A 22,437-nucleotide genomic window follows, 5' to 3' on the forward strand; every position below is an offset into this window, starting at 1 on the left:
CCTGTTAGTGGGCGACGGCTGCAGCGCCGTGTTCGTCGATCAACGCACCGTTGTGGAAACGGTCGATGGAGAAAGGCGCGGCCAGTGGGTGCATTTCACCCTTGGCGAGGCTCGCGGCAAACACGTTGCCTGAGCCCGGCGTGGCCTTGAAGCCACCGGTGCCCCAACCGCAGTTGAAGAACATGTTCGGCACTGGCGTCTTGGAGATGATCGGGCAGGCGTCCGGCGTGGTGTCGACGATGCCGCCCCACTGACGGTTCATGCGCACGCGCGACAGCACCGGGAACATCTCGACGATGGCCTGAATGGTGTGTTCGATCACCGGGTACGAGCCGCGCTGGCCATAGCCGTTGTAGCCGTCGATGCCGGCGCCGATCACCAGGTCGCCCTTGTCGGACTGGCTGATGTAACCGTGCACGGCGTTGGACATGATCACGCTGTCGATAATCGGCTTGATCGGCTCGGAAACGAGCGCTTGCAGCGGGTGGGATTCGATCGGCAAGCGGAAGCCCGCGAGCGAAGCCATGTGCCCGGAGTTACCGGCCGTCACCACACCGACGCGCTTGGCGCCGATAAAGCCCTTGTTGGTTTCCACACCGATGCACACGCCGTTTTCCTTGCGAAAGCCGATCACTTCGGTCTGCTGGATCAAGTCCACGCCGAGGGCGTCGGCAGCTCGCGCAAAACCCCAGGCCACGGCATCGTGACGGGCCACGCCGCCGCGCCGTTGCACGGTGGCGCCGAGTACCGGGTAGCGGGTGTTTTTCGAGCAGTCGAGGTACGGGATCTCGTCGGCCACTTGTTTGGCGTTGAGCAGTTCGCCGTCCACGCCGTTGAGGCGGTTGGCACTGACGCGGCGCTCGGAGTCACGGATGTCTTGCAGGGTGTGGCACAGGTTGTAGACGCCACGCTGGGAGAACATCACGTTGTAGTTCAGGTCCTGGGACAGGCCTTCCCACAGTTTCATCGCGTGTTCGTACAGGTGCGCCGACTCGTCCCACAGGTAGTTGGAACGCACGATGGTGGTGTTGCGCGCGGTGTTACCGCCGCCCAGCCAGCCTTTCTCGACCACGGCCACATTGGTGATGCCGTGTTCTTTGGCCAGGTAGTAGGCGGTCGCCAGACCATGCCCGCCGCCGCCGACGATGACCACGTCGTAGACCTTTTTCGGTGTGGGCGTGCGCCACATCTTCTGCCAGTTTTCGTGGTGGCTGAGTGAGTGCTTGAAGAGGCCGAAGCCCGAGTAGCGTTGCATAGTCATTACTCCAAAACCGCGCTCAGCGATAAACCGGGAAATCAGCGCACAGGGCAGACACGTGCTTGGCCACGTTGGCCTCGACATCGGCGTCGCCGAGGTTGTCGAGGATGTCGCAGATCCAGCCGGCCAGCTCGATGCACTGCGGCACTTTGAAGCCACGTGTGGTCACCGCTGGGGTGCCGATGCGCAGGCCCGAGGTCACGAACGGCGACTGCGGGTCATTCGGCACGGCGTTCTTGTTGACCGTGATGTGGGCGCGACCAAGGGCGGCGTCCGCCTCTTTGCCGGTGAGGCCCTGACGGATCAGGCTGACCAGGAACAGGTGGTTGTCGGTGCCGCCGGACACCACGTCGTAGCCACGTTTGATAAACACACTGGCCATGGCCTGGGCGTTTTCGATCACTTGTTGCTGGTAGACCTTGAAGCCAGGCTCCGCCGCTTCCTTGAAGCACACCGCCTTGCCGGCGATCACATGCATCAGCGGGCCGCCCTGGGCGCCGGGGAATACGGCGGCGTTGAGTTTTTTCTCAATCCCTTCGTTGGCCTTGGCCAGGATCAAGCCGCCACGCGGACCGCGCAGGGTTTTGTGGGTGGTGGTGGTGACCACATCGGCATACGGCAGCGGGTTCGGGTACAAACCGGCGGCCACCAGGCCGGCGACGTGGGCCATGTCGACGAACAGCAGCGCGCCAACCTTGTCGGCGATCGCGCGGAAACGCGGGAAATCCAGGGTTTTGGAGTAAGCGGAGAAACCGGCCACCACCATCTTCGGCTTGTGCTCCACCGCCAGGCGCTCGACTTCGTCGTAGTCGATCAGGCCGGTGTCAGTGTTGATGCCGTATTGCACCGCGTTGTACAGCTTGCCCGAGGACGACACTTTGGCGCCGTGGGTCAAGTGACCGCCATGGGCCAGGCTCATGCCGAGGATGGTGTCGCCGGCGTTCAGCAGCGCCAGGTACACCGCGCTGTTGGCGGACGAGCCGGAGTGCGGCTGCACGTTGGCGTAATCGGCGCCGAACAGCTGCTTGGCGCGTTCGATGGCCAGGGCTTCAACCTTGTCGACGTGCTCGCAGCCACCGTAGTAGCGCTTGCCGGGGTAGCCTTCGGCGTATTTGTTGGTGAGGCCGCTGCCCTGAGCTTCCATCACGCGTTTGCTGGTGTAGTTCTCTGACGCGATCAGCTCGATATGATCTTCCTGACGCTGCTCCTCGGCATTCATCGCCGCCAGCAAGGCGTCGTCATATCCCTGGATCTGGTCTTTTTTGCTGAACATCGCGTCTCTCCCAGCCTTTCGTATTGTTGAGGCCCGTGCAGGGCCTTTGATGCGATGGTAGGGCTGGCGCAGACAGGTCAAATGCCTACGGACGCCACGCAAAGGTGCGTTTACGACATAGCGGCAACAACACCGATCAAATGTGGGAAGGGGCTTGCCCCCGATAGCGGCGGATCAGCTTGCACCTAGGCTGGCTGACACACCGCAATCGGGGGCGAGCCCCCTCCCACAGGGGTTAGGCGATGATCTGACGCACGAGTAGCAGCAGCAGAAAATGCACGGGATAGAGGGCATACGCCCAGCGCCGCATGGCGGGCGGCGTCACAGGGTTGGCGTGTCGCAAGCCCCCTCCACAGGGGTTAGGCGATGATCTGGCGCACGAGTAGCAGCAGGAAATGCACGGGATAGAGCGCATACGCCCAGCGCCGCATGGGCGGTGGCGTCACAGGGTTGGCGTGTCGCGATAAGACGATCAAATGTGGGAGGGGGCTTGCCCCCGATAGCGGCGGATCAGCTTGCACCTAGGCTGGCTGACACATCGCAATCGGGGGCAAGCCCCCTCCCACAGGGGTTAGGCGATGATGTGGCGCACGAGTAGCAGCAGCAGGAAATGCACGGGATAGAGTGCATACGCCCAGCGCCGCATGGCGGGCGGCGAGACGTTTTGGGCATGTCGCAATAAGACCAAGCCAGCCAAAGGCGCGATCAGGCAGGCGGCCAACCCGGTCAGCGCCACGATTGAGCCGCTGTTGAGCAAAATCTGCCATTGATTCGCCGCCACGCAGACCAACCCCGGCAACACACCGAAATACCATGGCCGACTGAACACCAGCAGCATCGCCAGTGGCAGCAATACGCCAAAAAAACCGAACATCAAATGCGTGGAAAACACTGCGCCTAAAGTGAGGGCGATCAGCGCCAATCCTCGCTCAACAAGCGCCTTCTGCTGCCATCCTCTGGCAACCAGCAGGCCCAGCGCCAGGGTCGGCAACACGTTCAAGGTATCGGCATCGTCGATAAACAGTCGGTACGGCACTTCACTGATCACACTGAACAGCAACAACCAGCCCAGGTAACGCCATTGGCCCGTTACCGGCGCATCTTTGACCCGGTGCAGGTTCGCCGCAATCGCCAGGCAAAACCAGGGGAATGCCAGGCGCCCCGGCACGTACAGGCCATCCAGGCTCAAACCGACATAGCGCAGGTGATCCAAAACCATGCTCAGCAGCGCCAGCCACTTGAGCAGGTCCAGGGCGCCATCGCGCGCCTGCTTGGCAGGAATCGTTTCAGTACCGTGCATAATTCCCCAGTGACTTTGCATTTACAGTGCGTGCGCCCGCCCAACATTCTTGGTTACAGTGCGCACCAACATCGACCACAGGAATGGGCCATGACCGACAAGAGCCAACAATTCGCCAGCGACAACTATTCCGGCATTTGCCCGGAAGCCTGGGCCGCCATGGAACTCGCCAACCAGGGCCATCAGCGCGCCTACGGCGATGATGAATGGACCCACCGCGCCGCCGACGGTTTCCGCAATCTGTTCGAAACCGACTGCGAAGTATTCTTCGCCTTCAACGGCACCGCCGCCAACTCCCTGGCGTTGTCCTCGCTGTGCCAGAGCTACCATAGCGTGATTTGCTCGGAAACCGCCCACGTCGAAACCGACGAATGCGGCGCGCCGGAGTTTTTCTCCAACGGCTCCAAGCTGCTCACTGCCCGCACCGAAAACGGCAAGCTGACCCCGGAATCGATCCGCGAGATCGCGCTCAAGCGCCAGGACATTCACTACCCCAAACCACGCGTGGTCACCCTGACCCAAGCCACCGAAGTCGGCAGCGTGTACACCCCGCAAGAAATCCGCGCGATCAGTGCCACCTGCAAGGAACTGGGCCTGAACCTGCACATGGACGGCGCACGCTTTTCCAACGCCTGCGCGTTCCTCGGCTGCTCCCCGGCCGACCTGACGTGGAAAGCCGGCGTGGACGTATTGTGCTTCGGCGGCACGAAAAACGGCATGGCGGTGGGTGAAGCCATCCTGTTCTTCAACCACAAATTGGCTGAAGACTTCGATTACCGCTGCAAACAGGCCGGTCAGCTTGCATCAAAGATGCGCTTCCTCTCGGCGCCCTGGGTGGGCCTGCTGGAAAACGACGCCTGGCTCAAACACGCCCGCCACGCCAACCACTGCGCGCAATTGCTGAGCAGCCTGGTGGCGGACATTCCTGGTGTGGAGTTGATGTTCCCGGTGCAAGCCAACGGCGTGTTCCTGCAACTCTCGGAAGCGGCCATCGAGGCCTTGACGGCCAAGGGCTGGCGCTTCTACACCTTCATCGGCAAAGGTGGCGCGCGCTTCATGTGTGCGTGGGATACCGAGGAAGAGCGCGTGCGCGAATTGGCAGCCGATATACGCGAAGTGATGGGCGCCTGAATTCACCACTGAAGAAAATGTGAGAGGGGGCCTGCCCCCCGATAGCAGTCTTTCAGTCAATGCATCAGTGACTGTTCCACTGCCATCGGGGGCAAGCCCCCTCCCACATTTGCCCCTGCCCGCTTGAGGGTTCGGCCTATCAGAACTCGATCCGCACATCACCCTTCGGCACGCTGCAGCACGACAGGATGTAGCCTTCGGCCTCGTCTTCCTCGGTAATCCCGCCGTTGTGCTCCATCTCGACCTCCCCGCCCAGCTTCATCACCTTGCAGGTGCCGCAGATGCCCATGCCGCAGGCTTTGGGAATCAGCAAACCAAGCTTGGCCGCAGCGGCGTGGACGGTTTCGCCCGGCGCCACGCGAATGCTCTTGCCCGACGCAATGAACTCCACCTGATGCAGATCGGCCAAGTCGATTTCGGGGGCGTCGGCGGCCTGTTCGGCTTGCTCCACCGCGTCGGCACGCGCTTCCGGCGGCGTCGCGCCGAAGGACTCTTCGTGGTAGCGCGTCATGTCAAAGCCCGCCACTTCCAGCAGACGCTTCACCGCGTTCATGTACGGCGTAGGGCCGCAGCAGAACACTTCGCGCTCGAGGAAGTCCGGCACCATCAGTTCGAGCATCTTGTGGTTCAGGTAGCCGCGATAACCGGCCCAGGGCTCGCCGAGGCCGTGTTTTTCACAGATCAGGTGCAGGCTGAAGTTGTCGATTCGCGACGCCATGTGTTCCAGCTCGCGGTGGTAAATGATGTCTTTGGGCGAGCGCGCGCTGTGGATGAACGTCATGTCGACATTGGCGTTGGTGTCGTAATACCAACGCGCCATGGACATCACCGGCGTGATGCCGACGCCGCCGCTCAGATACAGCACTTTCGGGTTGCTGAAATCGATGGCATTGAACAGCCCCACCGGCCCGTGCACCGCCAGCTCCTGGCCTTCGTGCAGCGTGTCGTGCAGCCAGTTGGAGACTTTGCCGCCCGGCACGCGCTTGATCGTCACCGAAAAGCTGTACGGCACCGACGGTGAACTGGAGATGGTGTAGGAGCGCATGATCGGCTGGCCGTCGATTTCCAGCTCCAGGGTGACGAACTGCCCCGGCTTGAAAAAGAACAGGATCGGCTGGTCGGCCATAAAGCAGAAGGTGCGCACGTCCCAGGTTTCCTGGATGACTTTGACGCAACGGACAATGTGCCGACCATTGGCCCAGGTCTGGGTGGTGACCGGATTCAGGAAGCTGTTGGACATGCTGTTCTCCGCAGCCGTATATCGGCCTGATGGTGGCGATTCTGCGTAACGCGAGAAGCGTCCATTTACCTATCTGCGACATTCACATACTTATCGCGACCAGCCCCCATACCACGGGGGTTGCGCGTCGGGATCAGAGTGGGCCATGTCGCTAATGGACAAGGTTCTGGCCTTTGCCGGGCCCACACTCGCTCCCAACACAGACGCTTTCTTTACGCCTTGCTGCAAAACCTGATTAGCCACTTTTCGCCGGCCACACAGAATGGCCCTGAGGACACACACGATGGACGTCACCGCAACCTTAAGCTTGGGCGATCCGCTGGAACCCGCACGCAAGGCCACCGCGCAAATGCTGCAAGAGCGCGAGCGCACTTTTTCGCTGCCGCAGCCGTTTTACTCTGACGAGCGGCTGTTTGATATCGACATGCAGGAGATCTTCCAGAAAGAGTGGTTGATCGCCGGCATGACCTGCGAGATTCCCACCAAGGGCAACTACCTGACCCTGCAAGTGGGCAAGAACCCGATCATCGTGATCCGTGGCGCCGAGGGCGTGGTGCATGCCTTTCACAACGTGTGCCGTCACCGTGGCTCACGCCTGTGCACCAGCGACAAGGGCAAGGTCGCCAAACTCGTCTGCCACTACCACCAGTGGACCTACGAGCTGGACGGCCGCCTGCTGTTCGCCGGCACCGAGATGGGCGCCGACTTCGACATGAAGCAGTACGGCTTGAAACCCGTGAACGTGAAGACCGCCGGCGGCTACATCTTCATCAGCCTGGCCGAGAACCCGCCGGCCATCGACGACTTCCTGTCGACGCTGAACCACTACATGGAACCCTACGACATGGAAAACACCAAGGTGGCGATCCAGACCACCTTGTTCGAAAAAGCCAACTGGAAGCTGGTGCTGGAAAACAACCGCGAGTGCTACCACTGCAACGCCTCGCACCCGGAACTGTTGAAAACCCTGCTGGAGTGGGACGACGTCACCGATCCGCGCGCCGACCAGGCCTTCAAGGACCACGTCGCCGCTTCCGCCGCCGCGTGGGATGCCGAGAAGATCCCTTACGCCCACGCCAGCTTCGGCCTGCGTAACCGCATCGTGCGCATGCCGCTGCTCAAAGGCACTGTGTCGATGACCCTGGACGGCAAACAAGGCTGCAACAAGCTGATGGGCCGCATCAAGAACCCGGACCTGGGCTCGATGCGCATCCTGCACCTGCCGCACTCGTGGAACCACTGCATGGGCGATCACATCATCGTGTTCACCGTGTGGCCGATCAGCGCCCAGGAAACCATGGTTACCACCAAGTGGATCGTGCACAAGGACGCCGTCGAAGGCGTGGACTACGACGTGGAGCGCATGCGCAAGGTGTGGGACGCCACCAACGACCAGGACCGTCGCCTGGCCGAAGAAAACCAGCGCGGTATCAACTCCACCGCCTATCAGCCAGGGCCTTACTCCAAGACGTATGAGTTTGGTGTGGTGAATTTTGTGGATTGGTACAGCGAGCGTTTGCTGAGCAACCTGGGCGCCGCGCCTGCGCCGTATCTCAAGGGCGTGGCCGTACACGAGTAACTGACACGCGACCGATCAAAATGTGGGAGCGGGCTTGCCCGCGAATGCGGCGGATCAGCCAGCCCATCTGGCGACTGACACACTGCTTTCGCGAGCACGCCCGCTCCCACATTAGGTTTGCGCACTGCTCAAAATTTGATCAACTGCCTTGCAACCCTTTACAGCCCTGCCCTCCAGCCTTCGCCCAACAACTTATCCACAAAGCCACCCACAGCAATTGTGGGCAAGTGCACCTTCCTCTTCGAATTAAACGAAGAAAATCCGTGACTTATTCAAGCCTTGCAGTTTTCACCGTACCTGATCATTTATTAACCAAACCTCTGAAAGCCTCTGATCACGTGGCCTGTAGAACTACGCAAACACCTTATCCACAGAAGCACCAACAGACTTTGGGGGCAACTTTGTCAATGCTGTGGAAAACCGCGTCAAAGCTTCACAATTCAGGCGATTCAGGGGTTTCCGTCGGCAAACCAGACGAATTGATCATATTTTGAACAACCCACTGAAGGCCTTTGTTTATAAGGCCTGTAGCCGATAGCGAACATCTTATCCACAGAAGCGCCAACAGACTTTGGGGGCAAGTCTGTCTCGGGCGATGCCCACGCTTGTGGAAAAACCCAAGCAAAAACCGTCAGTTAGGCTGGTTGTTTTTCGTACAGCGGGCTGCAGGGCTTGATATACAGGGGGTGTGGACAGCCGCGAACAGGTTATCCACAGGTGGATCAACAGGGATTGTGGGTAAGCCCACTAATCAAATGTGGGAGCCGGGCTTGTCCGCGATGCAGGCAACTCGGTTTATCAGTTAGACCGACGTGAGGCTATCGCAGGCAAGCCAGCTCCCACACAAACCAGCTCCGACAGAAAATCACCGCACCACGCCTTCTTCAATAAGCAGCTTGAGAATGGCCTCGGCACCCGCCTCGGGGCTCAGCCCCTTGAGCACTTGTCCACCGCCGCCGCTGGCCTTGGCCGTGGCAGCCTTCATACGGTCGGCGCCGCTCTTGGCCTTGATCACCTTGAGGCGCTTGGGCCGAGGCTTGGCCGGCTGCAGCACCGCACCTGTGAATAACTCGTCCTGCTCGATCTCGACGTCATGGGCGGCCAATGCGCCGCGCTGCCCAGGGCCGTAGGCGCTTTGCCGCGGCTTGGGCGCGGCGTTATCCACCGTGGCCAGAAACGGCAGGCGCACTTTCAAGCGCCGCCGCTGGCCGCGCGGCAAGGCTTGCAGCACGTGGGCGATGCCGCCGTCGATGGACTCCACCTGCGCCAGCCCGACAATCAGCGGCCAGCCCAGTTGCTCGGCCAGCAGAAACGGCAACATGCCCGAGCCCTCGCCGGTTTCCGCCTGGCTGCCGGTGAGCACCACCTGGGCACCGGCATCGCGCAGGTAATCGCTGAGGGCCGGCAAGGCGTCAGCGCCGGCCGGTTGCTCAAGCACGTGCAATTGCGCCAAACCCATGCCCAGGTAACTGCGCAACGTCGGCTCGTGAATGTTGCCGGCGTGCAGCACCTGCAACTTATCCCCCACCATTTGCAGGCCCAACTCGACGGCGCGGGCATCCTGCTCCGCGCGGCGTGGCCGGCCGGAAGTGGGGTGGGCGCCAATGGATACCAAGCTGATTACAGGCGTTGTCATGGTCATTTCCTTAAGCCGCATCGCGCTTGGCGCCGTTACGGTAGGCCTCGACCGCAGCGATCAAGGCTTGCAGAATCGCGGCGCTCTCGCCGATCACCGACAGGTCGGCACGCTTGATCATGTCGCAGCCGGGGTCGAGGTTGATTGCCACCACCTTGTCGCAGGCGCCAATGCCTTGCAGGTGCTGGATCGCCCCGGAAATGCCCACGGCCACGTAAACCCGCGCGGTGACCCAGGTGCCACTGGCGCCGACCTGGCGATCACGCGCCATAAAGCCATCGTCCACCGCCACCCGCGAGGCGCCTTCGGTGGCGCCCAGCGCCGCGGCGGTCCGGTGGAACAGTGCCCAGTCCTTCACGCCATTGCCGCCGGAGAAAATAAACTCCGCTTCGGCCATGGGAATCGCGCCGGGGTCCACCGCCACCGCGCCGAGGTCTTCAATACGCGGCAAGCTGCGCGCCAAGGGTGTGGATAACTCCACGGGCAACGCTTCGTGACGTGTTTCGCTGACCGGTTCGGCGCACTCCACGGCCGCCAGGATCAGGCGCGGCAATGGCCGGGCCAGGTCTTCCTGGCCCGCACCCGCGCGGCCGATGCACTCCTCGCCCTTGATCTGCCACACCCGCGTAGCCGGGCGTTCCTTGAGGCTCGCGGCAAAGCGCCGCCCCAGCTCACCACCGCCGCTGCGGCTGTCCGGCAGCAGCCAGTGGCGCGGGTTGAACTGGTTATCCACAGCCCGCAGGCCTTGCACGCGTTGCTCCGGTGAATAACCGTCGAATGCGTGACCTTCCAACACCAGCAGGCGATCAACGCCCGCCGTGGCAAAGGCACTTTCCTTGTGCTCGCCAAACACCACCGCCAGCACGGCGCCGTCACTGCCGGCGAGTTGCCGCGCCAAGCCGAGCACGTCGCGGTCGTGGCTGCTCAGGCGGCCGCCAACCATGTCCGGCACCACGCTGATGTAAAACGCCGGCGCTGGCACCTGATGCAATGGCAACAGCACCTCCACCGCCGCTGTGCGCTTGGCCGCGCCGCCCTGCTGGGCACCGCTGCGGTCGATACGCTTGATACCGTTAGGGCCGATAAAACCGACCCCATGTACGTTCTTGCGGATGACGCCGTTGGGTCCCATCCAGCTGTGTTGCTGCGGCTGCATCGCCGCATGCAGCGGGTGCAGGCGGTTGCGGGCGATCCATTCGGCCCGTGGGTCGCGGCGGATAATGTCGCTCATCAATGCACCTCCGCAGGTTCACGTTGGGTTGCAGACTTGGCCGGTGCTGCGTCTTCAAGCAAAGCGTCAGCCACCAGTTCGGCGATGTCCTTGATCAATGGGCGTGGTTCAACCACGCCTTCCAGCATCGCCGTGCACTGTGGACAACCCACGGCCACCAGCTCGGCGCCGGTTTCGCGGATGTCGTCCATGCGCATGTCGGGAATACGTTGCTTGCCGGGAATGTCGGTGATCGGCGCACCACCACCGCCACCGCAGCAGCGTGAACGGAAGCCCGAGCGCTGCATCTCCTTGACCTCGATGCCCAGCGCGCGCAGCACTTGGCGCGGCGCCTCGTATTCGCCGTTGTAACGGCCCAGGTAACAAGGGTCGTGATAGGTCACGCTGTTGCCTTTGTGCTGACCCAGGTTCAACGCGCCTTCGCCGATCAGTTCGGCCATAAAGGTGCTGTGGTGCTGCACCCGATAGTTACCGTTGAAGGCGCCGTACTCGTTTTTCAGTACGTGGAAGCTGTGCGGGTCACAGGTGACGATGCGCTTGAAGCAGTATTTTTCCAGGGTCTGGATATTGCGCGTGGCCAACAGTTGGAACGTGGCTTCATCGCCCAGACGCCGCGCGACGTCGCCGCTGTCGCGCTCTTCCAGGCCGAGCACCGCGAAGTCGACCTTGGCCGCTTTCAGCACTTTGACGAAGGCGCGCAGGGTGCGTTGGTTGCGCATGTCGAAGGCACCGTCGCCGACCCAGAACAACACGTCGGCGCTGCCTTTTTCACTGAACAGCGGCAGGTTCAGATCCGCCGCCCAATTCAGGCGGCCGCCCGGTGCGAAACCGCCGGGGTTGTCGGTGGCGATCAGGTTTTCCAGGACTTCGGCACCCTTGTTCGGCGTCGCGCCTTTTTCCAGGGTGAGGTGGCGGCGCATGTCGACGATGGCGTCCACGTGCTCGATCATCATCGGGCACTCTTCCACGCAGGCGCGGCAGGTGGTGCATGACCACAGGGTTTCGGCATCCACCAGGCCGTTGACGATCGGCTGGTGCGGGTTGCCGCCGTGTTCGCCCACCGGTTTGCCGGGATACGGGCTGCCGGCGAACTTGGCATCAGTGCCACCGGCCAGGCCGACGACCATGTCCTGGATCAACTTCTTCGGGTTCAACGGCTGGCCGGCGGCGAACGCCGGGCACGCGGCTTCGCACTTGCCGCACTGCACGCAGGCGTCGAAGCCGAGCAGTTGGTTCCAGGTAAAGTCCTTGGGTTTTTCCACGCCCAGCGGCGCGGTTTTATCGCTCAAGTCCAGCGGCTTCAGGCCGGTGGAGCGGCCACCACCAAAACGTTCGGCGCGGCGGTGCCAGGCCAGGTGCAGCGCACCGGCGAAGGCGTGTTTCATCGGGCCGCCCCAGGTCATGCCGAAGAACATTTCCGACACGCCCCACAGCACGCCCAGGCTCAGTAATGCTGCCAGCAGCCAGCCGCCGAAGTCGGCCGGCAGAATCCCGGCCACCGGCAAAGTCACCAGGAAGAAGCTCACCGAGAACGCCATCAGGCTTTTCGGCAGGCGCATCCACGGGCCTTTCGACAGGCGCGGCGGCGGGTTGCGACGGCGCAGGTAGACAAACGTGGCGCCGACAAACATCAGCACCGACGCCAGCAGCAAGGCGTAGCCGAGGATGCGGTTATGCAGGCCGAAACCGTGCACCAGAATCGCCAGCAACGCCGAGAGCACAAAGCCCAGGGCGGTGGCGACGTGGGTGTTGGCGATGTATTTGTCGCGGGCCACCACGTGGTGCAGGTCGACCATGTAGCGCTTGGGCATGGCCAGCAGGCCGCCGAGCAGGTCGACCTTGGAGGCACGGCCGCGGCGCCACATGTTCACCCGGCGCAGGGCGCCCAGCAAAGCCAGGCCCAGCGCCGCGAACAAAAGAACAGGCAGCAAGGTGTTCAACATGGTGAAGCTCCCACAAACCGCACATATCTACTGTGAAACTGGCCTGAATGTGGGAGGGGGCTTGCCCCCGAAAGCGGTGGGTCAGCTACAGCTGTATCACCTGGCCCGCCGCCATCGGGGGCAAGCCCCCTCCCACCTTTTTGGCCGAGATCACCTCGTCAGAAATCCTTGCACAGGCGCAGGGCGTCATAGATCGCGGCGTGGGTATTACGCTGCGCCACACAGTCACCGATGCGGAACAGTAAGTACCCCTCGCCCGGCTCGCTCAGGCACGGCTGCGGCTTGATCGCGAACAGCGCTTCGATGTCCATCTGGCCTTTGTTGCGCGAACCCTGCTTGAGCGCGTAGTAGATCTCTTCATCCGGACGCACACCGTTCTCGACCACCACTTGATCGACCACGCGCTCTTCCTTGGCGCCGGTATATTCGTTCTCCAGCACCGCCACCAGCTTGTCGCCTTCGCGGTAGACCTTTTCCAGCATCATGTCGCCGGTCATGATCACTTCTTTGGGGTACATGCTGCGGTAGTAGGTCGGGAACGACGTGCCACCCACGGCCACGCCCGGCTTGATGTCGTCGGTGACGATTTCGACCTGGCTGCCTTTGTCCGCCAAAAAGTCCGCGACCGACATGCCGGTGAATTCACAAATGGTGTCGTACACCAGCACGTTCTTGCCCGGCGCGACCTTGCCGTCGAGCACGTCCCAACTGCTGACCACCAGGCCTTCTGCTGCGCCCCAGTGTTCGTTCTGCTCCAGGAACGGGTGCCCGCCGACGGCCAGCACCACCACGTCCGGGCGCAAGTCGAGGATCGCATCGGCGTTCGCCGCCACGCCCAGGCGCAGGTCGACGTTCAGGCGCGCCAGCTCAAGCTGGAACCAGCGCGTGATCCCGGCAATCTGGTCGCGCTGCGGCGCTTTGGAAGCAGTGGTGATTTGCCCGCCGATAAACTCTTTCTTCTCGAACAACGTCACGTCATGCCCACGCTCGGCGGCGACGCGGGCCGCTTCCATCCCGGCAGGCCCGGCACCGACCACCACGACTTTGCGTTTGGGCCCGGTGGATTTCTCGATGATGTGCGGCACGCCCATGTATTCACGCGAGGTCGCGGCGTTCTGGATGCACAGCACGTCCAGCCCTTGGTACTGGCGGTCGATGCAATAGTTGGCGCCGACGCACTGCTTGATCTGGTCGATCTGGCCCATCTTGATCTTGGCGATCAGGTGCGGGTCGGCGATGTGCGCACGGGTCATGCCGACCATGTCCACGTAGCCGCCTTCCAGAATGCGCGTGGCCTGGTTCGGGTCCTTGATGTTCTGCGCGTGCAGCACCGGGGCCTTGACCACTTCCTTGATGCCGGCGGCCAGGTGCAAAAACGGCTCCGGTGGATAACTCATGTTCGGGATCACGTTGGCCAGGGTGTTGTGGGTATCACAGCCCGAGCCGACCACACCGATAAAGTCCAACATGCCGGTGTCGTCGTAATACTTGGCGATCTGTTTCATGTCCTCGTGGGACAGGCCGTCCGGGTGAAATTCATCACCGCACAGGCGGATGCCGACGCAGAAATCCGGGCCGACCTCAGCCCGCACAGCCTTCAATACCTCAAGGCCGAAACGCATGCGATTTTCGAAGCTACCGCCCCATTCGTCAGTGCGCTTGTTGACGCGCGGGCTCCAGAACTGGTCGATCATGTGCTGGTGCACCGCCGACAACTCCACGCCGTCCAGGCCTCCGGCCTTGGCGCGCGCCGCCGCGCTGGCGTAGTTGCCGATCACGCGCCAGATTTCTTCCGGCTCGATGGTTTTGCAGGTGGCGCGGTGCACCGGCTCGCGGATGCCAGACGGCGACAGCAGCGTGGGCCAATGCTCACCGTCCCAACGTGAGCGACGGCCCATGTGGGTAATCTGGATCATGATCTTGGCGCCATGCTTGTGCATGGCATCGGCCAGGTTCTGGAAGTGCGGGATGATGCGGTCGTCGGCCAGGTTCACCGATTTCCACCAGCCTTGCGGGCTGTCGATGGCCACACTGGAAGAACCGCCGCAGATCGCCAGGCCGATCCCGCCCTTGGCTTTCTCTTCGTAATACTTCACATAGCGGTCGGTGGTCATGCCGCCGTCGGTGGCATACACCTCGGCGTGGGCGGTACTGAGCACGCGGTTGCGGATGGTCAGTTTGCCGATCTGGATCGGCGCGAACATTGCTTCGAAAGCCATGGCACGGTTCCTCGACTTACAGCGGCTTGACGGTGAACAGGCCGTCGTCGTGGCCCTCTTCGGAGCCTCCGTACACTTGCTCGGCCACGGTGCGGATCTGGCTGCCGCGCGCCTGCAGAATCTGGTCCATGGCGCCGGCAAACCAGCCGGTGAACATGTAGTCGACCTTGCGCCCGACCTTGCCGTACACGTAGACAAATGCCGAGTGCTCGAGCTTGACGCTGGCGGTGCCTTTGTCGAGGTCGATGTCCTGGATCTTGAACAGGCCCCAGCCGCGTTGCGACAAGCGTTTCATGTAGTGTTCGAACACCGCGACGCCTTCCAGGCCGTGGCATTCAGCTTCTTTTTCACACCAGTGCCAGGCGGATTTGTAGCCAGCCTTGTAGAGGATTTCGGCGTAGGCCTCGCTGCCCAGGACTTCTTCAATGCCCATGTGGTTGTTGACGAAAAAGTGGCGCGGCACGTACAGCATCGGCAGGGCGTCGGAGGTCCAGACACCGGTTTCGCTGTCGACTTCGATAGGCAATTGCGGGGCGATCTTGGCCATGGAAACTTAACTCCAGAAAATTCGTTTGAATGCCCCAGGCACCGGATGGCCTGGGGAAAAGAAGTGTTGGCGGTGGCTTATTCGCCCCAGACGTCCTTTAAGACGTTGACCCAGTTCTCGCCCATGATCTTGCGCACCACGCGCTCGCTGTGGCCGCGCTTGAGCAAGGTCTCGGTGAGGTTCGGAAACTCGCCCACGGTGCGGATGCCCAGCGGGTTGATGATCTTGCCGAAGCTGGTCAGGCGGCGGGCGTAGCCCTTGTCATGGGTCAGCATTTCGAAGAAATCCTGGCCATGGCCCTGGGTGAAGTCGGTACCGATGCCGATGGCGTCTTCGCCGACGATGTTCATGGTGTATTCGATGGCTTCGGCGTAGTCGTCGATAGTCGAATCAATACCCTTGGCCAAGAATGGCGCAAACATGGTCACGCCAACAAAACCGCCGTGGTCGGCGATGAACTTGAGTTCTTCATCGGACTTGTTGCGTGGGTGCTCTTTAAGCCCGGACGGCAGGCAGTGGGAGTAGCACACCGGCTTTTTCGATTCGAGGATGACTTCTTCGCTGGTTTTGGAGCCGACGTGGGACAGGTCGCACATGATGCCGACGCGGTTCATCTCGCCGACGACCTCACGGCCAAAGCCTGACAGGCCGCCGTCGCGCTCGTAGCAACCGGTGCCCACCAGGTTCTGGGTGTTGTAGCACATCTGCACCACGCCAACCCCGAGCTGCTTGAAGATCTCGACGTAGCCCAACTGGTCTTCAAACGCATGGGCGTTCTGGAAGCCGAAGATGATGCCGGTTTTGCCCTGTTCCTTGGCTTTGCGGATGTCGGCGGTGGTTTTCACCGGGATCACCAGGTCGCTGTTCTCACGGATCAGGGTCTGGCTGGCCACGATGTTGTTGATCGTGGCCTGGAAGCCTTCCCACACCGACACGGTACAGTTGGCGGCGGTCAGCCCACCTTTGCGCATGTCCTCGAACAGGTCGCGGTTCCACTTGGCAATGATCAGCCCGTCGATAACGATGCTGTCGGCGTGCAATTGCGCTGGGCTCATCAGGCGTCCCCTTATTGGCGATTCATGCGCCGAATCGTCTGCCGGCGCTTTGGGGCCAGCATATGCCCAGGGGCTGAACGAACCGGGTGCAAAAACGACAGGGGAATTGCCGAAAGCGTCAATCCGCGACAAAGGCCTACATGACACGTCTGACTGACGACTGTTCTTTGTCTTACGCTTGAGCCAGAATTCCGCATCACCTGAAATGAGACGGCGCAATGAAATCGATTTTCCTGGCTTTGGCACTCATCGCAACCGGCGTCCACGCGGCCGAAGACACCGACAACACGCCCTGCGATGGCATCGAAAACGACAAACAAACCCTGGAATGCGCCACTTACAACAAAACCACCGCCGAACAATTGCTCAAAGACAACTATCAAGGCCTGCTGGAACGCATGGGTTCGACCTATGGCAGCAACAAGTCGCAATTGGCCGACATTACCGCTCGTCTGAAGGATGCTCAGCAAAAGTGGGAAAAACTGCGTGACGCCGATTGCGCAGTGGACACCTTTCCGGCAGTCAACGGCAGCAAGGAATACGCGATTCAACTCAATGACTGCCTGGCGCGGATGAGTGATGAGCGGTCGGAGTTTTTGGAGTCGATCGGCCAGGAATAAGCCGGTTGCAAGCGCCAAGGATTATTGAAAAGGAATTCACATGTATTACCCACGCGAAGCGCAGAGGGATTTCCTCTACACGCGCGCCGCCCTGCTGTTTTTGGCCATGCTGATACTGTCGCTGATGCTGAGTTTGTCGGTGAGCCGGGGCGCACCTTTTGCACTGATAAAGGCGGCGCCCATCGAAACCATCGGGCACATCACCCAACTGGAACGCCTCAGCGCCTGGGCCTCCAGCATCAACGTGTATTACGCCTTCGAGCATGAAGGCCAACGCATCGAAGGCATGGTGAACAACAGCAGCTACGTCGACGACCCTGGCTACGAAGTGGGCGGCCCGGTCCCCGTGGTGTACTCAAAATGGTTTCCGACGGTGCATAACATCAAGGCGAACTTTAAATCGAGTTCGCCTAACTTCTACATCATGAGCGTAAGCGTCGGCCTGATGGTGGTGTTCTCGATACTGATGTTCTGGACGGCGCATCAGATCTATCAACATCAAGAAGAAGACCGGCATTACTGATACTCGCCACTCAGCCCCATTTTTAATAGGCCATTGAATGACTATCTGCGGCATCGAAATCAAAGGCAGCGAAGCCATCATTGCTGTCGCCTCTCAGGACAATCAGGCGCTGACCCACGTCGCCCTGGCCACCAAGAAAATCGCGCTTGAGGATGACGATGAAGCGGCGAACGTCAAAGCCTTCGCCGCCCAGGTGAAGGCGTTTGTGCAGGCAAACGCCATCACCCGCATCGCGATCAAGAAGCGCAGCAAGAAAGGCGAATTTGCCGGTGGGCCGACCACGTTCAAGATTGAAGGCGTGTTTCAGTTGCTGGAGGGGGTTGAGGTGACACTGCTGTCGCCGCAGACCATCAATGCGCAGAACAAGAAGCACAACTTTGAGTTGCCGGCTTCGCTGAACAAGTATCAGCACGAGGCTTACAAAGCGGCGTGCTCGGCGCTGGTAAAAAAATAAACCACGACGCATATCAAATGTGGGAGGGGGCTTGCCCCCGATGTCGGGGTGTCAGTCACTTATAGGCTGCTGACCCACCGCTATCGGGGGCAAGCCCCCTCCCACATTGGTATTGTGGTGCGCTTCAGCGCTTGTGCAGCAGCCAATCCCCGAATGACTTGTCTTCCAGGGCATACCCGCCACGGCTCGACTTCCACACCAGCTCCTTGTCGCGCAGCGCATCAATGCACGCCTGTATGGTCTGGGTGCCCGGCACCACATCGCTGCCCATGTCTTCCAGCGCCTTGCTGACCGCCGTGAGGGTGCTGTCGGTAAAAGGCGCAAAGGGTTCGTTGTTCTGCGAACGCGCCACCATCACCTCCAGCACAGCGCGCTGGGGGACGGTGAGGTTGTTCCAGGCACTTTCGAACTCCGTCCACACGCCCGCGCGCAGGAATTCGGCGCGACTGTGCAGCAATTGGCCCAGGTTGCTGGCCTCACCCAGTTCCAGCGCCACCTCACCGATGATGGTGCGCAGCATCTCGGGGCGACGGCCGACCAACTCAAACGCCTCATCAATGTCGGCGGCGTCGAACTGATTGGTGCTGGCCAAATGCGCGTTGAGGTGCGCGGTGTAGGCTTGGGTGAACGCTTTGCCGAGCAAGGGAAACGGCGTGATACTGGAGCCGAAGAACGGCTGGCTTTTGCCCAACACCAAATGCGCCAGCTTGTCGCGGTTCGAACCGGTGAACACCAGGCGCAAGCCGCTGCCCTCCTCGTCACGGCCTTGGTTGAGCTGATCCCGGGCGGCCTTCAACGCGAACATCGCGTTGATACCGGACTCGGTGGTTAAAGCATGCTGGGCTTCGTCAATCACCAGCACCACAGGTTTTTCCGCCGCGCTGTGCAGCAACTCCAGGGCTTGGGTCAGTGTGGCACCGACGGGCAATTGTGGCTTGGTGAAGTCCCAGGACAGGGTGCGCAGAAAGCTTAGTTTCTCGATGCCAATGTTCTTGGCCAATTTGCGAATGCCCTTCTCAAAGGGAACCAGCGCAGCGGCAATGGCGCTGGCGATCAATTCCGCCGGATCTTTCTCTTTATCGGCCCAGAGATCGACATACACCGCCAGCCAACCCCGCAGCTGACACTCGGGGATCAGGTCTTCACGCAAAAAGGTGCTTTTGCCGGTGCGGCGCGGCGCCGCCAGAAACAGGCCAGAGGTAAAATCCTGAATACCGGCCCCCACCAAACCGTCGGCAATACTGCTTGCCAGGGCGGGGCGGCGAAACACGAAGCCGCTGTTCTTCGACATGCTTTTATACTCAATTATGGAAAGGACTATAAATTATAGTGGCGAGTATAATTAACTATAATTGCCCGTCAAACCATCTCTCGTCGCCGATCCTCCCTTGGGCACTTGGCAAACCGCGCCCGATAGCTGCGCGTGAAGTAAGAAGGCGACTCAAACCCGCACGCAATACTCACCTCCAGCACACTCATGTCGCTCTGACGCAATAGCTGCCGGGCTTTTTCCAGGCGCAGGCCGAGGTAGAAGTTGCTTGGCGTGTCGTTCAAATGCAGACGAAACAACCGCTCCAACTGGCGCCGGGTGACTTTGATCGCCTCGGCCAGTGCCAGGGTGGTCAGCGGCGGTTCGGTGTGTTGTTCCATTTCACCGATCACTTGCACCAGCTTCTTGTTGTTGATGCCGTAACGCGTGGCGATCTGCATGCGCTGGTGGTCTTTGCGTGGGCGGATGCGCCCGAGTACGAATTGCTCGGAAACCTGGATCGCAAGGTCCGGGCCGTGGGCCTGGGCGATCAGGTCGAGCATCAGGTCGATGGACGCCGTGCCGCCCGCGCACGTGATGCGACGACGGTCGATTTCGAACAGCTCCTGGGTCACGGTGAGCTGTGGATAAGATTCCTTAAAGGCGTCAATGGCTTCCCAATGCAGCGTGAGGCGGTGGCCATCGAGCAAGCCGGCCTCGGCGAGCACACAGGCGCCCGTGTCGATGGCGCCGAGGGTGACGCCGTCGTGGTCGAGGCGGCGCAGCCAGTGCTCCAGCGCAGGGGTGGTGAACTTCAAGGGTTCGAAGCCGGCGACCACCATCAGCGTCGCGCCTTTTTTCAGCGGCTCCAATGCGGCGTCGGCGTTGACCGACATGCCATTGCTCGCCAATACCGCGCCGCCATCGGCGCTCAGCACGTGCCAGCGGTACAGCTCGCCGCGAAAGCGGTTGGCGACACGCAGCGGTTCCAGCGCGGAGATAAAGCCGATGGCCGAGAAACCCGGCATCAGCAAGAAATAGAAATCCTGGGACATGGTGGCGCTCTCGTAAGACGGGCAGCGTGTTCACTGTGATACGCCAGTTCAACCGGCCATTCAAGAGCACAGGTCGCTGCAGTGCAAGAGCGGGTCGCCGCCGTGCGTTTTGTCGAGCCCGAAGGTACGTAACTTGATGCCACGGCGCACAAAGACGCCGGAACCCACAATAACGACCTGCCGAGGGAACCACCATGAACCGACTGATCAGCCGCTGCGTGCTTGCACTCAGCGCCAGCGCCATTTTGAGCACCAGCGTACTCGCGGCCGATGCAGAATCTTGCCGGAACGTGCGCATGGGCGTGGTGAACTGGACCGACGTGATCGCCACCAGCGCCATGACCCAAGTGTTGCTCGACGGCCTCGGCTACAAGACCAAACAGACCAGCGCCTCCCAGCAAATCATCTTCGCCGGCATTCGCGACCAACGCCTGGACCTGTTCCTGGGTTACTGGAACCCGCTGATGACCCAGACCATCACGCCATTTGTGGACGCCAAGCAAGTCAAAGTCCTGGAAAAACCCAGCCTGGAAGACGCGCGCGCCACCCTCGCCGTGCCGACTTACCTAGCGGACAAGGGCCTGAAAACCTTCGCCGACATCGCCAGGTTCGAGAAAGAACTGGGCGGCAAGATCTATGGCATCGAGCCAGGTTCGGGCGCCAACACCCAGATCAAGGCGATGATCGCCAAGAACCAGTTCGGCCTGGGCAAATTCCAGCTGGTGGAGTCCAGCGAAGCCGGCATGCTCGCCGCCGTCGACCGCGCGGTACGCCGCAAGGAAGCCGTGGTGTTCTTTGGCTGGGCGCCACACCCGATGAACGTCAACGTTGCCATGACCTACCTCACCGGCAGCGACGACGCCCTGGGCCCGAACGAAGGCATGGCCACGGTGTGGAGCGTCACTTCGCCGACCTACGCCGAACAATGCCCGAACGTGCATAAGCTGCTGACCAACCTGACCTTCACCGCCGCCGACGAAAGCCGAATGATGCAGCCGTTGCTGGATCACAAAGACGCGCTCGAATCCGCCAGGCAGTGGCTCAAGGACCATCCGCAGGACCAGCAGCGCTGGCTTGAAGGCGTGACCACCTTCGATGGCAAACCGGCCGCAGCCAACCTGCAATTGACCAGCCAATAACCTGATCCGAATCACCGCGTCGCAGCCGCTGTTGGCTGCGAGCGGCATCACTACGCCCGCCTGTAAGGAACCGACTCATGAACCACGACGTCATCATCACCTGCGCACTCACCGGTGCTGGCGACACGACCGGCAGAAGCCCACACGTGCCGGTCACGCCCAAACAAATCGCCGCCGCCGCCGTGGAAGCCGCCAAGGCGGGTGCCACCGTGGTGCACTGCCACGTGCGTGACCCGCAAACCGGAAAATTCAGCCGCGACGTCGCGCTGTACCGCGAAGTGATGGAGCGCATCCGCGAGGCCGACATCGACATCATCGTCAATCTTACTGCCGGCATGGGCGGCGACCTGGAAATCGGCGGCGGCGAAAACCCGATGGCGTTCGGCCCCAACACCGACCTGGTCGGCCCGCTGACGCGCCTGGCGCACGTGGAAGAGCTGCTGCCGGAAATCTGCACCCTGGACTGCGGCACGCTGAACTTTGGTGATGGCGACACCATTTACGTCTCCACCCCGGCCCAGCTGCGTGCTGGCGCCAAGCGTATCCAGGAGCTGGGCGTGAAGGCCGAGCTGGAAATTTTCGACACCGGCCACCTGTGGTTCGCCAAGCAGATGATCAAGGAAGGTTTGCTCGACAACCCGCTGTTCCAACTGTGCCTGGGCATCCCCTGGGGCGCGCCGGCCGACACCACCACGATGAAAGCCATGGTCGACAACCTGCCCGCCGATGCGGTGTGGGCCGGCTTTGGTATCGGCCGTATGCAAATGCCGATGGCGGCCCAAGCGGTGCTGCTGGGCGGCAACGTGCGCGTCGGCCTGGAAGACAACCTGTGGCTGGACAAGGGCGTGCTCGCCACCAACGGCCAACTGGTGGAACGCGCCAGTGAAATCCTCAGCCGCCTCGGCGCGCGGGTCATGACCCCGGCGCAAGGTCGAATCAAGATGGGCCTGACCAAGCGCGGCTAACTTCCTGCCGAAACCGAATT

At 61.3% G+C, this 22,437-nt stretch carries 19 protein-coding genes and 1 pseudogene; 7 read left to right on the top strand and 13 right to left on the bottom strand.

All coding sequences use genetic code 11. The features are described from left to right. Positions 1 to 4: 4 nt before the first annotated feature. From AC19YS_RS22945 to AC19YS_RS22960, 4 genes and pseudogenes are all read right to left on the bottom strand, one after another. The gene (locus tag AC19YS_RS22945) at positions 5 to 1,255 is read right to left on the bottom strand and encodes a sarcosine oxidase subunit beta (RefSeq protein ID WP_010207084.1); all 1,251 of its coding nucleotides are present in this window, start codon (positions 1,253 to 1,255) and stop codon (positions 5 to 7) included. A gap of 22 nt (positions 1,256 to 1,277) precedes the next feature. After that, positions 1,278 to 2,531, bottom strand: a complete 1,254-nt coding sequence (gene glyA / locus AC19YS_RS22950) for a serine hydroxymethyltransferase (RefSeq protein ID WP_124418618.1) — start codon at positions 2,529 to 2,531, stop codon at positions 1,278 to 1,280. A gap of 235 nt (positions 2,532 to 2,766) precedes the next feature. After that, positions 2,767 to 2,874 (bottom strand): annotated as a pseudogene (locus AC19YS_RS22955) (TraX family protein); the annotation flags it as partial. A 228-nt stretch (positions 2,875 to 3,102) separates the two neighbouring features. Next, the gene (locus AC19YS_RS22960; protein ID WP_500602719.1) at positions 3,103 to 3,831 is read right to left on the bottom strand and encodes a TraX family protein; all 729 of its coding nucleotides are present in this window, start codon (positions 3,829 to 3,831) and stop codon (positions 3,103 to 3,105) included. A 90-nt stretch (positions 3,832 to 3,921) separates the two neighbouring features. On the opposite strand from AC19YS_RS22960, the gene AC19YS_RS22965 reads away from it, so the two are divergent. Then, positions 3,922 to 4,962, top strand: a complete 1,041-nt coding sequence (locus AC19YS_RS22965; RefSeq protein WP_106575584.1) for a threonine aldolase family protein — start codon at positions 3,922 to 3,924, stop codon at positions 4,960 to 4,962. A 139-nt stretch (positions 4,963 to 5,101) separates the two neighbouring features. Here AC19YS_RS22965 and gbcB read toward each other — a convergent pair whose 3' ends face one another. Continuing rightward, positions 5,102 to 6,202, bottom strand: a complete 1,101-nt coding sequence (gene gbcB, locus AC19YS_RS22970; RefSeq protein ID WP_119737577.1) for a glycine betaine monooxygenase reductase subunit — start codon at positions 6,200 to 6,202, stop codon at positions 5,102 to 5,104. A gap of 283 nt (positions 6,203 to 6,485) precedes the next feature. Here gbcB and gbca point away from each other — a divergent pair, with 283 nt between their 5' ends. Then, positions 6,486 to 7,781: a glycine betaine monooxygenase oxygenase subunit gene (gene gbca, locus AC19YS_RS22975; RefSeq protein ID WP_106575586.1), complete on the top strand. Its 1,296-nt coding sequence runs from the start codon at positions 6,486 to 6,488 to the stop codon at positions 7,779 to 7,781. 865 nt (positions 7,782 to 8,646) lie between these two features. Here the strand turns inward: gbca and etfB are convergent. From etfB to AC19YS_RS23005, 6 genes are all read right to left on the bottom strand, one after another. Further along, the gene (gene etfB / locus AC19YS_RS22980; protein ID WP_500602721.1) at positions 8,647 to 9,417 is read right to left on the bottom strand and encodes an electron transfer flavoprotein subunit beta; all 771 of its coding nucleotides are present in this window, start codon (positions 9,415 to 9,417) and stop codon (positions 8,647 to 8,649) included. Between the two features lie 10 nt (positions 9,418 to 9,427). Next, the gene (gene etfA, locus AC19YS_RS22985) at positions 9,428 to 10,648 is read right to left on the bottom strand and encodes an electron transfer flavoprotein subunit alpha (RefSeq protein ID WP_500602722.1); all 1,221 of its coding nucleotides are present in this window, start codon (positions 10,646 to 10,648) and stop codon (positions 9,428 to 9,430) included. After that, complete coding sequence (gene dgcB / locus AC19YS_RS22990; RefSeq protein ID WP_119737565.1) at positions 10,648 to 12,591, bottom strand: dimethylglycine demethylation protein DgcB; 1,944 nt, start codon at positions 12,589 to 12,591, stop codon at positions 10,648 to 10,650. The genes etfA and dgcB overlap by 1 nt, the downstream gene beginning before the upstream one ends. A 158-nt stretch (positions 12,592 to 12,749) precedes the next feature. After that, the gene (gene dgcA / locus AC19YS_RS22995; protein ID WP_119737562.1) at positions 12,750 to 14,810 is read right to left on the bottom strand and encodes a dimethylglycine demethylation protein DgcA; all 2,061 of its coding nucleotides are present in this window, start codon (positions 14,808 to 14,810) and stop codon (positions 12,750 to 12,752) included. A gap of 16 nt (positions 14,811 to 14,826) precedes the next feature. Further along, the gene (locus tag AC19YS_RS23000) at positions 14,827 to 15,357 is read right to left on the bottom strand and encodes a DUF5943 domain-containing protein (RefSeq protein ID WP_106575592.1); all 531 of its coding nucleotides are present in this window, start codon (positions 15,355 to 15,357) and stop codon (positions 14,827 to 14,829) included. A gap of 77 nt (positions 15,358 to 15,434) precedes the next feature. Further along, positions 15,435 to 16,412 (bottom strand): dipeptidase, encoded by a 978-nt coding sequence (locus AC19YS_RS23005; RefSeq protein ID WP_119737560.1) that lies wholly within the window; start codon positions 16,410 to 16,412, stop codon positions 15,435 to 15,437. Positions 16,413 to 16,630: 218 nt separating this feature from the next. Here AC19YS_RS23005 and AC19YS_RS23010 point away from each other — a divergent pair, with 218 nt between their 5' ends. From AC19YS_RS23010 to AC19YS_RS23020, 3 genes are read left to right on the top strand one after another with little or no spacing between them, the layout of a single operon-like run. After that, the gene (locus AC19YS_RS23010) at positions 16,631 to 17,032 is read left to right on the top strand and encodes a lysozyme inhibitor LprI family protein (protein WP_119737558.1); all 402 of its coding nucleotides are present in this window, start codon (positions 16,631 to 16,633) and stop codon (positions 17,030 to 17,032) included. Between the two features lie 40 nt (positions 17,033 to 17,072). Next, entirely contained in the window at positions 17,073 to 17,555 is a 483-nt protein-coding gene (locus AC19YS_RS23015) for a hypothetical protein (RefSeq protein ID WP_106575594.1), read from the top strand. A 37-nt stretch (positions 17,556 to 17,592) separates the two neighbouring features. Next, on the top strand, positions 17,593 to 18,009 hold the full coding sequence (locus tag AC19YS_RS23020; RefSeq protein ID WP_106575595.1) for a DUF3010 family protein: 417 nt from the start codon (positions 17,593 to 17,595) through the stop codon (positions 18,007 to 18,009). 124 nt (positions 18,010 to 18,133) lie between these two features. Here the strand turns inward: AC19YS_RS23020 and AC19YS_RS23025 are convergent, their stop codons facing one another. Continuing rightward, positions 18,134 to 19,300: an AAA family ATPase gene (locus tag AC19YS_RS23025; RefSeq protein ID WP_106575596.1), complete on the bottom strand. Its 1,167-nt coding sequence runs from the start codon at positions 19,298 to 19,300 to the stop codon at positions 18,134 to 18,136. A gap of 68 nt (positions 19,301 to 19,368) precedes the next feature. After that, complete coding sequence (locus AC19YS_RS23030) at positions 19,369 to 20,313, bottom strand: GlxA family transcriptional regulator (RefSeq protein ID WP_500602723.1); 945 nt, start codon at positions 20,311 to 20,313, stop codon at positions 19,369 to 19,371. Between the two features lie 194 nt (positions 20,314 to 20,507). On the opposite strand from AC19YS_RS23030, the gene AC19YS_RS23035 reads away from it, so the two are divergent. Next, positions 20,508 to 21,452 (top strand): choline ABC transporter substrate-binding protein, encoded by a 945-nt coding sequence (locus AC19YS_RS23035; protein ID WP_106575598.1) that lies wholly within the window; start codon positions 20,508 to 20,510, stop codon positions 21,450 to 21,452. Between the two features lie 77 nt (positions 21,453 to 21,529). Further along, entirely contained in the window at positions 21,530 to 22,417 is an 888-nt protein-coding gene (gene cdhC, locus AC19YS_RS23040) for a 3-dehydrocarnitine:acetyl-CoA trimethylamine transferase CdhC (protein WP_179676557.1), read from the top strand. Positions 22,418 to 22,437: the final 20 nt, after the last annotated feature.

Source organism: Pseudomonas sp. MF08831 (assembly GCF_059862645.1).

Coding starts and splice junctions, on each gene's coding strand:
- AC19YS_RS22960 (WP_500602719.1), bottom strand. CDS start 3,831: ATGCACGGTACTGAAACGATTCCTGCCAAGCAGGCGCGCGATGGCGCC.
- AC19YS_RS23030 (WP_500602723.1), bottom strand. CDS start 20,313: ATGTCCCAGGATTTCTATTTCTTGCTGATGCCGGGTTTCTCGGCCATC.
- etfA (WP_500602722.1), bottom strand. CDS start 10,648: ATGAGCGACATTATCCGCCGCGACCCACGGGCCGAATGGATCGCCCGC.
- gbca (WP_106575586.1), top strand. CDS start 6,486: ATGGACGTCACCGCAACCTTAAGCTTGGGCGATCCGCTGGAACCCGCA.
- AC19YS_RS23020 (WP_106575595.1), top strand. CDS start 17,593: ATGACTATCTGCGGCATCGAAATCAAAGGCAGCGAAGCCATCATTGCT.
- etfB (WP_500602721.1), bottom strand. CDS start 9,417: ATGACAACGCCTGTAATCAGCTTGGTATCCATTGGCGCCCACCCCACT.
- AC19YS_RS23025 (WP_106575596.1), bottom strand. CDS start 19,300: ATGTCGAAGAACAGCGGCTTCGTGTTTCGCCGCCCCGCCCTGGCAAGC.
- AC19YS_RS23005 (WP_119737560.1), bottom strand. CDS start 16,412: ATGAGCCCAGCGCAATTGCACGCCGACAGCATCGTTATCGACGGGCTG.
- AC19YS_RS23015 (WP_106575594.1), top strand. CDS start 17,073: ATGTATTACCCACGCGAAGCGCAGAGGGATTTCCTCTACACGCGCGCC.
- dgcA (WP_119737562.1), bottom strand. CDS start 14,810: ATGGCTTTCGAAGCAATGTTCGCGCCGATCCAGATCGGCAAACTGACC.
- AC19YS_RS22945 (WP_010207084.1), bottom strand. CDS start 1,255: ATGCAACGCTACTCGGGCTTCGGCCTCTTCAAGCACTCACTCAGCCAC.
- AC19YS_RS23035 (WP_106575598.1), top strand. CDS start 20,508: ATGAACCGACTGATCAGCCGCTGCGTGCTTGCACTCAGCGCCAGCGCC.
- cdhC (WP_179676557.1), top strand. CDS start 21,530: ATGAACCACGACGTCATCATCACCTGCGCACTCACCGGTGCTGGCGAC.
- gbcB (WP_119737577.1), bottom strand. CDS start 6,202: ATGTCCAACAGCTTCCTGAATCCGGTCACCACCCAGACCTGGGCCAAT.
- AC19YS_RS23010 (WP_119737558.1), top strand. CDS start 16,631: ATGAAATCGATTTTCCTGGCTTTGGCACTCATCGCAACCGGCGTCCAC.
- dgcB (WP_119737565.1), bottom strand. CDS start 12,591: ATGTTGAACACCTTGCTGCCTGTTCTTTTGTTCGCGGCGCTGGGCCTG.
- AC19YS_RS23000 (WP_106575592.1), bottom strand. CDS start 15,357: ATGGCCAAGATCGCCCCGCAATTGCCTATCGAAGTCGACAGCGAAACC.
- AC19YS_RS22965 (WP_106575584.1), top strand. CDS start 3,922: ATGACCGACAAGAGCCAACAATTCGCCAGCGACAACTATTCCGGCATT.
- glyA (WP_124418618.1), bottom strand. CDS start 2,531: ATGTTCAGCAAAAAAGACCAGATCCAGGGATATGACGACGCCTTGCTG.